This is a genomic window from Rhizomicrobium sp. (genome assembly GCA_037200985.1).
In the GTDB taxonomy this organism is placed as follows: Bacteria; Pseudomonadota; Alphaproteobacteria; order Micropepsales; family Micropepsaceae; genus Rhizomicrobium.
In genome coordinates, this window is the sequence record JBBCGJ010000001.1 from 1,434,894 (window position 1) to 1,450,753 (window position 15,860).

Consider the following 15,860-nt stretch of genomic DNA (forward strand, 5'->3'; position numbering starts at 1 on the left):
GCCTCAGACCAGTCCCGTGGTCTCAGCGAGGCCGAGCATCAGATTGAGGTTTTGCACCGCAGCGCCGGACGCGCCCTTGCCGAGATTGTCGAACACGGCGCTGAGCCGGGCCTGCCCCGTCGTCTCGTTCGAGAAGACGTAGAGCTTGAGCCGGCTGGTGTGCTTGAGCGCTTCGGCATCGAGCGTCTTGACGGCGGCCGCTTCCGCGAGGGTTGCAACCTCCACGAGCTGCCGGCCGCCATAGGTGTCGGCGAGCACGCCATGCAGGTCGGCGGCCTTCGGGGCGCCCTTGAGCGACCAGAGCTGCAGCGGAACCTCCACGATCATGCCGCGATAGAAGCGGCCGACATAAGGCGAGAAGACCGGTGCATGGCGGAGCCCGGCGCGCTCGGTCATCTCCGGAACGTGTTTGTGCGCGAGCTGCATCGCATAGGCGCGCGCCACCGTCTCGACATAGGCCGGCGAGTCGGTGTTCTCGAATTCCGCGATCATCGCCTTGCCGCCGCCGGAATAGCCGGAGATGCCGTGAGCCGCGAGCGGCGCATCGGCCGGGATCAGCCCGGCGCGGACCAGCGGCCGTATCAGGGCCAGAAAACCGGTAGACCAGCAGCCGGGATTGGTCACCCGCTTGGCACCCGCGATCGCCTCATAGTTGCCGGGCTCGAATTCGGGAAAGCCGAACACCCAGCCCGGCGCGACCCGATGGGCGGTCGAGGCGTCGATCACGCGCACGTCCGGGTTCTCGATCAGCGCGACCGCCTCGCGCGCGGCTTCATCCGGCAGGCACAGGATGACGAGATCGGCGCTGTTGAGAGCGGCGGCGCGGGCGCGCGCGTCTTTCCGCTCGGCATCGCCCAGCTGGACGACGGCGAGGTCGCCGCGCCCGGCCAGCCTTTCGCGGATTTCGAGCCCCGTGGTGCCCGCGGCGCCGTCGACGAAAACTTTCTTGCTCATGACCGTGACTTGCCCACCGGATTTCGCGCGCCTTTCCTTGACAGGAACCGAGCCCCCTCCTTAGCTCAATCGGGCCGGAGATGCCTGCGGGAAATATTCCCTATGGCGGGGGAGTGCGGGTACCGGCTCCATTGCGCGCCATGCATGGCTCGCCTTGGGCGTTCGACTCCTTCGCCTCAACCTTTTGGCGGCGTCCGCCGCGCTCCACGGAGACGAAGAATGGAACCCATCAATTGGTTCATGAGTGTGGTCACGCAGCACTATTTCGATTTCAACGGGCGCGCCCGCCGGGCGGAGTTCTGGTGGTTCATGCTGGTCTATATCATCATCGACGTGGTCCTCGCCGTCATCCAGAACATCCTCGGCGTGGGCACCGTGCTGACGGGCCTTTTGGCCCTCGCATTGCTGTTGCCCAGCCTCGGCGTCGGCGTCCGGCGCCTGCATGATATCGGCCGCAGCGGCTGGTGGATCCTCATCGGCTTTGTCCCGATCGTGGGCTGGATACTGATCATCTATTGGTATGCGCAGCCGGGCACCGTGGGCGCCAACGAGTTCGGTGCCGACCCCAAGGCCGGCGTGGCAGCAGCCTAGACGTTCATCCGTTTCCTCCCGGCGGCACGAGCCGCCGGGAGGATTCGCGCCAGCCGCCCGCGATCGACTTGCGACGCCTCCTGCGCGATGGCGTTTTGCCGATCGCTCGCCAGGCACGCTCAAGTCGCATAGGACCGTCAACAGGTCGGGCCGGAACATTGGCCATTGATGGCGACGGTCGCCGTCGCCGTGTGGCCGTGGCCGTCCGAGATCGTGTAAGTGAATTGCTGCACGGCTCCGTCGGCAATGCCGCCCAGCCCCAAATGGGACGTTAGCGACGTGCCGCTGTTGATCGTCACGGTACCCAGCGTCGGCGACGAAACGGCGGTGATCGTGAGCGCATCGTCGTCGACATCGCTGTCGTTTGTCCTGGGATCGTAGGTGTAGTCCTTCGTGCCGGCCGCGACCGTATATCCGTCATCGACGGCAACCGGCGGCTGGTTGATCGCCGTGACGGTCACGGAAACCGTCGCCGTCGCAGCATGGGCGTGGCCATCGGAAATTGTGTAGGTGAAGCTGTCGGAGCCGGAGTAGCCATGGGTCGGATTGTAGGTGACGCTGGTGCCGCCATTGATCATCACCGTGCCATGCGATCCGTTGGTCTTCGCGGTTATGGTGATGGGGTCGTTTTCCGGATCGCCGTCGTTCGTCCGCGGGTCGAACGTATAGGGCGTGTTGTGGTTGGTCGTGATGGAGTCGTTCGCGGCCGCGGGCGGCTGGTTCACGAAATTCACCGTCATCGCGACGGTACCGACGGCCGCGTTAGCGTGGCCGTCCGAAATCGTATAGGTGAAGCTGTCGGGGCCGTTGTAGTAGCCGGTCGGCGTGTAGGTAAGACTCGTTCCGCCGTTGAGCGTCACCGTACCGTGGGCCCCGTTCGTCTTGGCGCTGATGGTCAGCGTATCGCCCTCCGGATCCTGGTCGTTGATGCGCGGATCGAAGGTGATCGCGACCGTTTCGTCGGTGCCGACCAAATCAGGAAATGCCAGCGGCGCGTAGTTGGTCGACGCGGTCGAGACCTGCGTTCGGTTTCCGGCCGCATCGTAGACGTAGTGTATTGTGTTACCGCCCGCGCGATGGACAAAAACGAGCCGGCCGAGAAGATCGTAAGTGTAAGTGACATCCGTCGCGCCGGAAGCCGTGAGAGTAATCGCAAGTACAATCGCCACATAGAGAACCGGTCGTTTCGTCACTCTGCCGTCCCGAGGAAAATTTTCAACTTCTGACGAAGAACGTGTCTCGACAATCATAGAACCTTGCCCGACAATCGCAAGACAGATGCAGTCTTCTATTTCTGTTCTTGAAGGATGATCGGGTGCTGGCGCGAAATCGTTTGGCGATTGCTTGGATTTTAGCGTCTCTCGTCTTTTGCTTTGCGGTACGCCCGGTCTCGGCCGCGGTCTCGTTGCCGTCCATCACCGTCGGCGCCGGCACGCTCATCAGTCCGGCGAGCGCGCTGACCTACTACCAGGCGCAGGGATTGACGAGCAATCCGCGCACGACGACCGATCCGGAAATCGTCAATCTCGCCCGCGCGCTGGGCAACGATCCGGACAAGATCTACTGGTGGGTCCGCAACAATGTCCGGCTGACGCCGACCTTCGGGTTGAGCAAGGGGGCGCGGGGCGCCGCGATCGATCGCGCCGGTACGGCCTTCGACCAGGCCCATCTCATGGTCGAGATGCTGCGCGCCTCCGGCTTTGCGGCGCAGTACAAGCTGGGCACCATCACGCTCACAGGCGCGCAATTCTCGAGCTGGTTCGGCGTCAGCGATGCGACGGCCGCGACGCGATTGCTCGCCGATGGCGGAATTCCGGCGACGGTTTCGGCAACCGGGGCGACGATCAACTCCGTCGTCATGATGCATATCTGGGTGACGGCGACGCTGGGAGGGACGAGCTACGCGTTCGATCCGAGCTACAAGGCCTCGACGGTCACGCCGGGCATCGCCCTGTCGAGCGCCATCGGCTTCAACGGCACGACCTTCCTGTCGGGCGCTCTGACCGGGGCCCAGACGGATACGACCGGCGGCGTGGCCAAGATCCGCCATCTCAACATCGCCAATATCGCGAGCGCGATGCAGGGCTATTCGACGACGCTGCTGACCTATCTGAAGACGAACCAGCCGACGGCGGACATGGACGCGGTGATGGGGGCGACGGACATCGTCACGGTGGCGGAGATTCCGCTGCGCCAGACCTCGCTGAGCTATCAGACGACGGTCGGCGCGACGTTCTCCAACGACATCCCGAACGCGCTGCGCACGTCGCTGCGCATCCACATGGACGACATCGACGTCACGTTTTACGGCGACGAGATCTACGCCAAGCCCCTGATCGTGCAGTACAGCAGGGCCAATGCCTATTATACGGGCTGGCAGATCAATCTGGACGGCGTGACGGTGGCGCATGGCGCGTATGTCACGGAGCTGCTCACGTTCAAGTGCCTCATCAACGTCGACATCAACCATCCCTATGCGGCGTCGTCCGGCGCGTATATGGACGACACCTTCACCCAGAACGCCTATGCGCGCGAGGTGCCGGTGGTGATCCTGCTGGGCCTGGGCGAAACCTCGGCCGAGTACCGCCAGCGCATCGCGCTGCGCGTCGGCGGCGCCAAGGGCAATATCCTGCAGGACCAATGCACGAGCAGCGTGACCGATCCGGACCTGAACACCTGCGTGGTGTCGGGCACGTTCGACTATGCGCCGGGGCAGCGCGCGCTCCTTGGCGCCGCCTGGCTGGCGCAGTTCTGGCGGCTCGCCGACCTGTCGTCGCGCATGGACGGCACGATGACGCTGCATCACCACTCGATCGTGATGACCTCGCTGCTGCCGCAACTCCAGGACGGCGCCCACACCGCGCTCGTGATCGGCTCGTCGGACAAGATGAACATCGACACCGGCCTCAGCCTCGAGAGCCTCAGCAACGACGCCGGCATGCGCAAGACCGCGCTGGCGACGCTCGCCAGCCTCGCCAACACGCTGGAGGCCAGCGTGGCGGAACAGTCGGCGCAGTCGACCTACCCGACCTCGGTCGCCTCCTCCCTGGACTGGGTGAACCGGGCGACGGTGCCGACGGGCTCCGACTGGATCGAATACGCCACGCCCGCGAACTGGACGACGGCGAAGGCCAACCTGCTGGCCGACTATGTCGGAGAATGGGCCGACGTCACCTCCAACAAGGACCCGCCGCCGGTCGCCGGATCGCAGGTCGCGCTGGTCTCGGCGCAGGCCGATGCGTTCATCCAGGCCGGCTATTCCCTCGTCCTGCCCGTCAGCTCGTTCCTCGGGCCGGGCGCGCAACGCAATGTCTTACTGCCCGGCGGGCCGACGACCTTCCAGTACTACGATCCGAGCGTCGACCGCGGCGGCGCCTTCATCGGCTATCTGCCCGACGATTCGCACATCGCCTACGACGTGGTGCGCGGCGACGGGACGGACAAGGGCGGCGGCGGCTCGGTCACGACCAATCCCGACGAGCTGTTCAAGCCGGAAGCCAATGTCCTCGACAAGAACGGCGGCGTGCACGGCATCGCCCGCGACGTCGACATGCGCAGCGGCACGCTCAGCCTCACAATGCCGCCCGACATCGTGGCCGGCAGCGGGCCGGCGCCGTTCAGCCTCTCCTACCAGCGCACCTTCCGCGCCGGGTTCGACGCCGGCTGGACGAGCAATTGGGACAGCGGGATCTCGGTCTCGGGCGACGGGCTGGCGGCGATGGGCGGGAGCAGCCCGCGGGCCGCCGCCGAGCTTCTGGTGACGCTGACGGCGCTCAACTGGCTGGCGCCCACCGCGCAGGGCACCGACCTCGACACGCTCGAGCACCATGTCATCGCCGGTCTGGTCAACATGTGGTGGGCCGAGCGGGTGGCGTCGAACACCGTGGAAGTCACCATGGGCGCCAGCCAGAAGGCCTTCACGCTCCTGGCCGACAACAGCCTCGCCGCGCCGCCGGGCGACGCCTCGACCTTGTCGGGCACGGTGGTGCGCCAGTTCGGCAGCGATCCCGTGGGCAACACGACGATCGGCCCCGGCTGGTACACCCTGCCGGCCTCGGTCGCGCCGCGGATCGGCAACGGCTCGGGCACAACCGGGTTCTATCGCGGGGTGCCGAACGGTTCGCGCAAGCTTCCCGGCAACGCCTGCAATCCCTATGGCGACCTCTCGCAATACGCCTTCACCCTGACCGAGCCGGACCGCACGGTCGCGACCTTCGCGTTCTTCTGCACCGAGCGGCGGGCCAATGCCGACGACCTCGGCGCCATCCCGCAATACCAGGTCGCGCGCACGGGCTGGAACCTGACCCACATCGCCTATCCGGCGGGGACGAGCGTGGACCTGACCTATACGGTGCCGCCGACGGCGGACGGCGTCGAATCGTCCTGGTGGCCGCTGCTCACGGACGTCGCCAATTCGCTGGGCCGCCACCTGACGCTCGCCTACGCGGCCGCGCCCGGCGCCGGGGTGATGACGGTGAGCGACGCCACCGATCCGGCCCATCCGCGGACCGCGACCTTCGACGGGGTCGCTTGCAAAGCCTCGCCCTGGCTCAAGCAGAGCGACTACACCGCCCCCTGCTCGACCCTGTTCGGCGCCGTGCACGATCCGGAAGGCAACACCACCACCTACGACTACATCCGCCAATGGGACGGCGGCCAGGCGACCGACATGCTGGCCGCTTCCGGCCAGTTCTCGCAGTTCGTCGGCGATAACCTGCCCTGGCAGATGCCGGCGCACCTGGCGGCGATCCACCTGCCGGCGAGCACGGCGGCGGCCGACTACGCCTTCGCCTATGACGAGATCGGCCGGCTCCGGAGCGCCACCGACGCCGAGGGCCATGTCTGGCAATACCGCATCGCCAACGGGCGGCGCGGCGAGATCGTCGATCCCTTAAGCGGCCACACCGTCAGCCTGTTCGATCCGAACGCGCGCGAGGTCGCCGATATCGACGCGCTCGGCCGTCTCTCCACCATGGCCTATGACGGCCTCGGCCGGGTGACGGCCAAGACCGGTCCGGAGGGCATCCGCGAGGACACGCTCTACGACGCCCGCAGCAACCCGATCCGCACCACCCGCCACGCCAAGCCGGGCTCGGGCCTCGCCGACCTCGCGACCTCGGCGACCTATCACGCCACCTGCAACGTGCCCCTGACCGAGACCGACGCGCGCGGCGCCACCGTCACCCACGCCATCGACAACGCCACCTGCCTGGAGACCGCCCGCACCGATCCGGCAGTGGCGGGCGGCGCGCCGGTCACGTCCTGGACCTATAACGGCCTGGGCCAGGTGCTGACGGAGACCGACCCCACGGGCCTGCGCACCCGCTACACCTACAACGGATCGCACTATCTGGCCTCCGTCATCGCCTCGGACGGGGCGCTGAACCTGACGACGTCCTTCGGCTATGACGCGGCCGGCAACGTGACGAGCCTGACCGATCCCAGGGGCAACAGCCACACCGCCACATACGACCGCAACCGGCGCATCACCGAATGGGACGCGCCGCTGGGGGCCGTCACGCAGTGGACCTACGACCCCACGGGCCTGCTGCTGACCCTGAAGCGCGCCACCGGCAATGGCGGGGCGCCCTGGGCGACCACCGGCTTCACCTATTGGCCGACCGGCAAGGTGCACACCAGCACCGACCCCGACGGGTCGGTGACGGTGACCGAGCACGACGCCCTGGGCCGCGCCTCCAGGGTGACCGATCCGATGGGCCGGGCGGTCTCCACCACCTACGATCTCATCGGCGAGGTTCTGCAGGAGCGCCATGCGGCGGGCACGGCGTCCGAGATCGTCTATGCCACCCACACCTGGTCGCCGGACGGCAAGGAGCTCTCGGTCGCCGACGCCAACGGCAACCTCACCGCTTACGCCTATGACGGCTTCGACCGCATGGCGCGGCAGACCTATCCCTCGCCGACCACGGCGGGCCTGACCAACCCTTCGGACTACGAGGCCTTCGTCTACGACGCCAACGGCAACGTCACCGGCCACCGCATCCGCGGCGGGGTCACCATCACTTCGACCTACGATGCGCTCGACCGCCTGATCCGGCGGCTGGTCCCGGCCTTCGGCGCGCAGGGCGCCGACGTGACCACCGCCACCGCCTACGACCGCGCCGGCCGCGAGACCGCCGTCTCCGACACGCTGGGCAACACCATCGTCTCGGCCTACGACACGGCGGGGCGGCTCTCCGCCACCACCCGCACCACCCCGGCGCTCGCGGCCAGGACCGTCTCCTACCAGTACGACGCCGCCTCCAACCGCACCCGGCTGACCTGGCCGGACGGCTATTACGTGCAATATGCCTTCGATGCGCTCGACCGCATGAGCACGGCGAGCGAGAACGGCGCCACGACGCTCGGCACCTACAGCTACGATCCGATGTCGCGGCGCACCGGCCTCGCCTATGGCAATGGGACGGCGATCACGTACGGCTACACCCCTGCCAGCGACCTGGTCTCGCTGGTACACGATCTCGCCGGGACCGCCAACGACGCCACGACGACGCTCACCCACAACCTGGCGCACCAGCTCTCCGGCGAGAGCGTCACCAACCCCGCCTGGCGGCTGGCCTCGCCCGCGACGGGCTCGACGACCTATGTCCCGAACGGTTTGAATCAGTATGCCAGCGTCGGCGGATCAGGCCTGACCTACGACGCCGACGGCAACCTGACCACGGACGGCGCCTGGACCTACGGCTATGACGGCGAGAACCGCCTGCTCGTCGCCAAGACCGCCGGCACGCTGGCCGTCTATGCCTACGATCCGCGCGGCCGGCGCACGACCAAGGGCATCACTATCCCCGCGGCGCCCTTGTGGGGCACTGCCGTCTGGGGCGCCTTTACCTGGACCGCCGCCGCCACCACGACCACCAGCTTCCTCCACGACGGCGACAACGAGATCGCCGAATACGACGGCGCCGGCGCGCTCATCCGCCGCTTCGTCCCCGGACCGGCCATCGACCAGCCCATCGCCATGGTCGCGGCGGCGGGGACCCGCACCTATGTCCACACCAACCGCCAGGGCAGCGTGGTCACGATGTCCAACGCGTCGGGAGCGCCGGCAGAGGGGCCATACGCCTATGATGCTTATGGCACGTGCACCGTCTCCGGCGCTCCCTGCGCGATGCCGACGTCCACGACCATCCCCTTCCGCTACACCGGCCGCTACCTCGACGCCGAGACCGGGCTCTATTACTACCGCGCACGGTACTACTCGTCCGTACACGGACGATTCTTGCAAACCGATCCCGTCGGGTACAAGGACGACTTCAATCTCTACACATATGTCGGAAATGATCCGGCGGATATGACCGATCCGATGGGACTCGACCCGTGCGTAGTTGGTGATGACGGAATTGAGCATTGCGACGTCAGTCGTAAACGCGATGATCCTCCACCTATAATACCAACCTCTGGGCGTCCCAAGCCGACGATGCCACCTCCGTCGCCGCCGCCATCTTCTCCTTCACCAGCCAATCCAAAGTCGCCGGATCAGCCCGGATCTGACGCGCCTGCAACCGGACCAGCAGATAGTGGCGACGTAGACGGATACTGTAAACTTCCAGACGGCAGCGTACACGCCTACAAGAATATTGGGGGTAGTGGCTTCGTTGCAGTGTACGGCGGAGGCGGTTCGAATGCGACAGGTCAAGCAGGACTCGGATACGGGATGTCCAATTCAGCAATGCCGACTATGGATAAACCAGGAGGCATCGGAGGAGGCGGGCCAAGTGGACGGGTGACGTCTCCGGCGTCTGCGGCGGCGAGAGGGTTGACCGGCGGTGCTAGAGTTGGGGGGGTGAAGAGCCTCACTGGCACGGCAAGCGTCGGCGGATCAATTGGGCGTGCGCTCCCTGTACTAGGTGCATTGTCCATGTTCGCGGAGTTCGAATCGTATTGGGATGCTCCAACGTGCACCGACATTCCGACAAGAAGAGAAGCAAGTAGATGAATAGATCGGCTGGACTGTCCCGGGATCGCATAAGAGAGGAATTGCAAGCGATTTTGCGTCGGATTGTCGCGTCAAATATAGATATTTCAGAGTTAACTGAAATATTTGGTGATCTTGGAATAGCCGGCGACGATGCATGGGATTTTATTAGCGAAATTAGAAATAGTTTCGGAACGCGCTTCGATGGGTTTAATTTTAATGATTATTTCCAGAACGAAGAGGAAGCTCTCATGGCGCACATTGGAAGGCTATTGGGATTTTGCAGACGCTCAAAAAAGAAGCTCACTATATGTCATTTGATTGATGTAGTTCAAAATGGTGCATGGTTCGAGTAGGCGTCTGCACTTCGCATGCCATCGATCCCGCGCATCGAGAGTGTCAGAAGAAGAATACCTGCGTCGAGTAAGATCGAGGTCTCTTGGAACGGAATGTGTGCCTACAATCTGGAAGTACAGGGTTGATTGCATTTTCCGCCAACCATCCGTCTCATCGCGCTTCTCGAAAACAATACGATGTGGCCGGATCATCCGTACACCTACCATATCCGCGACGGCGCGGAGCACCGCCGCGCCGGCGCGGGACGGTCTGCAACCGGCGATTTCCTTCGACGCGAACCCTTCGCGGCTCCTGGACCTATAACGGCCTGGGCCAGGTCTTGAGCGAGACCGACCCCACGGGCCTGCGCACCCGCTACACCTACAACGGATCGCACTATCTCGCGTCCGTCATCGCCTCGGACGGGGCGCTGAACCTGACCACATCCTTCGGCTATGACGCGGCCGGCAACGTGACGAGCCTGACCGATCCCAGGGGCAACAGCCACACCGCCACATACGACCGCAACCGGCGCATCACCGAATGGGACGCGCCGCTGGGGGCCGTCACGCAGTGGACCTACGACCCCACGGGCCTGCTGCTGACCCTGAAGCGCGCCACCGGCAATGGCGGGGCGCCCTGGGCGACCACCGGCTTCACCTATTGGCCGACCGGCAAGGTGCACACCAGCACCGACCCCGACGGGGCGGTGACGGTGACCGAGCACGACGCCCTGGGCCGCGCCTCCAAGGTGACCGATCCGATGGGCCGGGCGGTCTCCACCACCTACGATCTCATCGGCGAGGTTCTGCAGGAGCGCCATGCGGCGGGCACGGCGTCCGAGATCGTCTATGCCACCCACACCTGGTCGCCGGACGGCAAGGAGCTCTCGGTCGCCGACGCCAACGGCAACCTCACCGCTTACGCCTATGACGGCTTCGACCGCATGGCGCGGCAGACCTATCCCTCGCCGACCACGGCGGGCCTGACCAACCCTTCGGACTACGAGGCCTTCGTCTACGACGCCAACGGCAACGTCACCGGCCACCGCATCCGCGGCGGGGTCACCATCACTTCGACCTACGATGCGCTCGACCGCCTGATCCGGCGGCTGGTCCCGGCCTTCGGCGCGCAGGGCGCCGACGTGACCACCGCCACCGCCTACGACCGCGCCGGCCGCGAGACCGCCGTCTCCGACACGCTGGGCAACACCATCGTCTCGGCCTACGACACGGCGGGGCGGCTCTCCGCCACCACCCGCACCACCCCGGCGCTCGCGGCCAGGACCGTCTCCTACCAGTACGACGCCGCCTCCAACCGCACCCGGCTGACCTGGCCGGACGGCTATTACGTGCAATATGCCTTCGATGCGCTCGACCGCATGAGCACGGCGAGCGAGAACGGCGCCACGACGCTCGGCACCTACAGCTACGATCCGATGTCGCGGCGCACCGGCCTCGCCTATGGCAATGGGACGGCGATCACGTACGGCTACACCCCTGCCGGCGACCTGGTCTCGCTGGTACACGATCTCGCCGGGACCGCCAACGACGCCACGACGACGCTCACCCACAACCTGGCGCACCAGCTCTCCGGCGAGAGCGTCACCAACCCCGCCTGGCGGCTGGCCTCGCCCGCGACGGGCTCGACGACCTATGTCCCGAACGGTTTGAATCAGTATGCCAGCGTCGGCGGATCAGGCCTGACCTACGACGCCGACGGCAACCTGACCACGGACGGCGCCTGGACCTACGGCTATGACGGCGAGAACCGCCTGCTCGTCGCCAAGACCGCCGGCACGCTGGCCGTCTATGCCTACGATCCGCGCGGCCGGCGCACGACCAAGGGCATCACTATCCCCGCGGCGCCCTTGTGGGGCACTGCCGTCTGGGGCGCCTTTACCTGGACCGCCGCCGCCACCACGACCACCAGCTTCCTCCACGACGGCGACAACGAGATCGCCGAATACGACGGCGCCGGCGCGCTCATCCGCCGCTTCATCCCCGGACCGGCCATCGACCAGCCCATCGCCATGGTCGCGGCGGCGGGGACCCGCACCTATGTCCACACCAACCGCCAGGGCAGCGTGGTCACGATGTCCAACGCGTCGGGAGCGCCGGCAGAGGGGCCATACGCCTATGATGCTTATGGCACGTGCACCGTCTCCGGCGCTCCCTGCGCGATGCCGACGTCCACGACCATCCCCTTCCGCTACACCGGCCGCTACCTCGATGCCGAGACCGGCCTCTATTACTACCGGGCCCGATACTACTCGTCCGTACACGGACGCTTCCTCCAGACCGATCCCGTCGGGTATGAGGATGACTTCAACCTCTATCTCTACGTGAAGAATGATCCGACGGATAAGGGAGATCCGACGGGAAAGTGTTATCCGGTTTGCACAGTAGCTATTGGAGCTGCCATCGGCGGCGCCGTCGGACTGGGGGTATATCTTGCGACAAGCGACCATCCGACTTTTACCGGCGCGTTAGCCAACACAGCAGAAGGCGCCGTCGTAGGTGCAGTTGCCGGCTCTGGTGCTGGGTTGTTGACAATAGCGGCAGTCGGCGGTGGCGCTCATGCTGTGCAAAGCGTCGTTACAGCGGCGTCAGAAGGGAATTTGGGGCGCTATGGCGATACACCCGGAAAAAATGCTGCTGTAGTCGTAACCGATGTGGCAACCGGCGCAGCGGCGGCGGTCGTGGGCGGAAAGATCGCAGACGTTGGCGCGCGAGGAGCGGCGGCTCTTGCCGGCCGGATACTCAGCCCAGCGGCACAAGCAGAAGCCCGGGCCGCGGCTATTCCACTTGCCGAAGCCGGCGGTCGTCGCGCGTCTGAGGTCGGCACTGGTTTGCTTCAAGGAAAAGCTGAAGGTGCATTGAATTCACTTATTAATGGTTCGCCTCAAAAAAAACTCGCACCGGAGAAAGAACCCGAAAGCTTACGGCGCTAGGTAGGACACATGAACTTTCTATATCGACTTATCGTGCTCGTCGCGAAAAAAAACTTGAACCTTGTTCTGACCCTTATCCTCGGAACAGCACTGTTGATCGTTCTAAATTCTTTGGGACAGACGGTGTTTAATTTTGAATTGGCGCTGAGGATAGGCCCTTTTGCTTTGATAGCAGGTCTTGTTGTCACGTTTATTGTAATTTGGCCCATTTGGATACTCCGAGTACGGCAAGCCGCTCACCGCAAGAATCAGACCTTTGGACGGTTTGTCCGGAGTTCTGCCTACCTGGATTTGCTCGCCGATCATAAAAGGAAGCTAGACGAACCCTGATCACGTAGCGGGGACGAGCGTGGACCTGACCTATACGGTGCCGCCGACGGCGGACGGCGTCGAATCGTCCTGGTGGCCGCTGCTCACCGACGTCTCCAACTCGCTCGGCCGGCACCTGACGCTCGCCTACGCGGCCGCGCCCGGCGCCGGGGTGATGACGGTGAGCGACGCCACCGATCCGGCCCATCCGCGGACCGCGACCTTCGACGGGGTCGCTTGCAAAGCCTCGCCCTGGCTCAAGCAGAGCGACTACACCGCCCCCTGCTCGACGTAAGCGTCCGGCCTGGCACGCCTTGCGCGTTGTTGCGGTGACTTGAGGATAGGTCATTGGAGCGTCGCTGATTGAGCGGCTCAAGTCACCGGGACCGTCCCTATGTCTGGACAGATGACCAGGGTGTTCGTTGCGGATGCGCGTCGGCGTTGGGGCGATGAAGAGAAGCAGGCGATTATCGAGGAGAGCAAGACGAGCCCGGTGGCGCGGGTGGCGAAGAAGCACGGGGTGGCGACGAGCCTGCTGTTCCGCTGGCGCAAGCAGCAAGGTATCTGGTCCGGACGCCCGCCTGTGCAACCGCCGAGCGGTGAGGGCTTTGTCCGCGTTGGGCTGGCGGCGCCCGCTGTGGCGCCGGTAAAATCCAGCCCTGGCAGCATCGAGATCGTGCTGGGCTCGGGCCGCCGCGTGGTGGTGAACGGAGATGTCGATGCGGTCGCGCTGCGGCGGGTGATCGAGGCGCTTGAGTCTTGATCCCGGTTCCGGCCGGCACGCAGGTATGGCTTTGCGCGGGCCACACCGACATGCGCAAGGGCTTCAACGGTCTGGCGCTGCGGGTGCAGGAAGTCCTCAAGCACGATCCGCATGGCGGGCACCTGTTCGTGTTCCGCGGCAAGCGGGGCGACCTCATCAAGCTGCTGTGGCATGACGGCCAGGGCCTGTGCCTGTTCGCCAAACGGCTGGAGCGCGGTCGCTTCATTTGGCCGGCAACGGCCGGCGAGGCGGTAACCATCTCGTCGGCACAACTTGGCTATCTGCTCGAAGGCATCGACTGGCGTGCGCCGCAGCGGACGTATCGTCCGGAACTTGCCGGATAGAGATATCCACGGCTCCCGTGCGGCACGCTGACTCGTGGGAAGTGCGCAGCAATCGCCTTGGGAAGCTTGCTGTGGTGGCATTGCGCCATGACGGTTGCTCCCGATTCGCTGCCCGACGATCCCCAGGCCCTGAAGGCGCTGGTGCGCGAGCAGGCGGCGCTGATCGAAGCCAAGGACGCCGAGTTGCGCGCGAAGGATTTGCGCATCGAACAGGTTTTGGCGCAACTGCATCGGCTCAAGCGCATGCAGTTCGGCCGTTCGTCGGAAAAGCTCGACCAGCAGATCGAGCAGCTCGAGTTGCTGCTGGACGATCTGCAGGAAAGCAGTGCCGCCGCCCCGGCCGCGCCTTCGCCAGCCTCGCCGGACACGCTGCAAAAGCCCGTGCGGCGGCCGTTGCCGGATCATCTGCCCCGCGAGACGATCCTGCATGCTACGCAATGCGCCTGTCCCCGTTGCGGCGGCGACTTGCGCCGTCTGGGCGAAGACGTCACCGAGCTGCTGGAGTATGTGCCGTCGTCGTTCAAGGTCATCCGGCATGTGCGGCCGAAGTTCTCGTGCCGCAGGTGCGAGGCGATCACCCAGGCGCCGTTGCCGTCGCTGCCGATCGAACGCGGCCGCCCAGGGCCTGGCCTGCTCGCCCATGTGCTGGTTGCCAAATACGCCGATCACTTGCCGCTCTATCGCCAGAGCGGGATTTACGAACGCCGCGGCATCGATCTGGAACGCTCGACCTTGGCGGACTGGGTGGGACGTGCGAGCGCGCTGCTTGCGCCTTTGGTCGATGCCCTGCGCAAAGACGTGATGGCATCCGATGTTCTCTTCGGTGACGACACGCCGGTGCCGGTGCTGGCGCCGGGAACCGGAAAGGCCAAAACCGGGCGGCTGTGGACCTATGTGCGTGATGAGCGGCCTCATAACGGCAAGCTCGCACCGGCAGCCGTCTACTTCTACTCGCCCGACCGCAAGGGTGAGCATCCGGCCTTGCATCTAAAGGCTTTTAAGGGGGTGCTGCATGCCGACGGCTATGCCGGCTTCAATGCCATCTTCGAGAAGGGCCAAATCGCCGAAGCCGCCTGCTGGGCGCATGTCCGGCGCAAGTTCTTCGACGTGCATGCCGCGAATGGCTCGCCCATCGCCAAGGAAGCGCTTGGCCGCATCGGCGCGCTCTATCGCGTCGAAGAAGAAGCCCGCGGCAGACCGCCCGACGAACGGCAAAGAGTGCGGCGGGAAAAGGCCAAGCCGTTGCTCGACGCGCTCCATGCCTGGCTTGCCGCGACGAAGCAAAAGCTGTCGCCAAAGACCGATCTTGCCGCGGCAATCCGCTATGCGCTCGGGCGATGGACGGCGCTCGCGCGATACCTCGACGACGGCCGGCTGGAGATCGACAACAATGCCGCCGAGCGATCCATCCGCCCGCTCGCCCTCGGCCGCAAGAACTACCTCTTCGCCGGTTCCGACGCTGGCGGCGAACGTGCCGCCGCCATCTACTCCCTCATCGAGACCGCCAAGCTCAACGGCCTCGATCCCGAAGCCTGGCTGCGCGACGTGACCGCCCGAATCGCCGACCATCCCATCAACCGCATCACCGAAATCCTCCCCTGGAACTGGGCCGCCATTCCGCTCGCCAAAGCCGCGTAGATCACCGGACGCTTACTGCTCGACCCTGTTCGG

General features: G+C 65.3%; 10 protein-coding genes. 8 read left to right on the plus strand and 2 right to left on the minus strand.

Translation table 11 applies throughout. The features are described 5' to 3' along the window. Positions 1-3: 3 nt before the first annotated feature. Positions 4-954 (minus strand): N-acetyl-gamma-glutamyl-phosphate reductase, encoded by a 951-nt coding sequence (argC, locus tag WDN01_06960; GenBank protein ID MEJ0025749.1) that lies wholly within the window; start codon positions 952-954, stop codon positions 4-6. 219 nt (positions 955-1,173) lie between these two features. Between argC and WDN01_06965 the strand changes: the two genes are divergently transcribed. After that, entirely contained in the window at positions 1,174-1,545 is a 372-nt protein-coding gene (locus tag WDN01_06965; protein ID MEJ0025750.1) for a DUF805 domain-containing protein, read from the plus strand. A 137-nt stretch (positions 1,546-1,682) separates the two neighbouring features. Here the strand turns inward: WDN01_06965 and WDN01_06970 are convergent, their stop codons facing one another. Then, positions 1,683-2,738, minus strand: a complete 1,056-nt coding sequence (locus tag WDN01_06970) for an Ig-like domain-containing protein (protein MEJ0025751.1) — start codon at positions 2,736-2,738, stop codon at positions 1,683-1,685. Between the two features lie 212 nt (positions 2,739-2,950). On the opposite strand from WDN01_06970, the gene WDN01_06975 reads away from it, so the two are divergent. From WDN01_06975 to WDN01_07005, 7 genes are all read left to right on the plus strand, one after another. Continuing rightward, the gene (locus WDN01_06975; GenBank protein MEJ0025752.1) at positions 2,951-9,505 is read left to right on the plus strand and encodes an RHS repeat-associated core domain-containing protein; all 6,555 of its coding nucleotides are present in this window, start codon (positions 2,951-2,953) and stop codon (positions 9,503-9,505) included. Beyond that, complete coding sequence (locus tag WDN01_06980) at positions 9,502-9,840, plus strand: DUF1493 family protein (GenBank protein ID MEJ0025753.1); 339 nt, start codon at positions 9,502-9,504, stop codon at positions 9,838-9,840. The genes WDN01_06975 and WDN01_06980 overlap by 4 nt, the downstream gene beginning before the upstream one ends. A gap of 179 nt (positions 9,841-10,019) precedes the next feature. Continuing rightward, positions 10,020-12,773: an RHS repeat-associated core domain-containing protein gene (locus WDN01_06985; protein ID MEJ0025754.1), complete on the plus strand. Its 2,754-nt coding sequence runs from the start codon at positions 10,020-10,022 to the stop codon at positions 12,771-12,773. Between the two features lie 349 nt (positions 12,774-13,122). Then, the gene (locus tag WDN01_06990; GenBank protein MEJ0025755.1) at positions 13,123-13,377 is read left to right on the plus strand and encodes a hypothetical protein; all 255 of its coding nucleotides are present in this window, start codon (positions 13,123-13,125) and stop codon (positions 13,375-13,377) included. Between the two features lie 111 nt (positions 13,378-13,488). After that, positions 13,489-13,845 (plus strand): transposase, encoded by a 357-nt coding sequence (locus WDN01_06995; GenBank protein MEJ0025756.1) that lies wholly within the window; start codon positions 13,489-13,491, stop codon positions 13,843-13,845. Next, positions 13,842-14,189, plus strand: a complete 348-nt coding sequence (tnpB, locus tag WDN01_07000; protein ID MEJ0025757.1) for an IS66 family insertion sequence element accessory protein TnpB — start codon at positions 13,842-13,844, stop codon at positions 14,187-14,189. The genes WDN01_06995 and tnpB overlap by 4 nt, the downstream gene beginning before the upstream one ends. An 87-nt stretch (positions 14,190-14,276) precedes the next feature. After that, a complete protein-coding gene (locus WDN01_07005) occupies positions 14,277-15,827 on the plus strand; it encodes an IS66 family transposase (GenBank protein ID MEJ0025758.1) in 1,551 nt (516 codons plus the stop codon). The last annotated feature ends 33 nt before the right edge of the window (positions 15,828-15,860 follow it).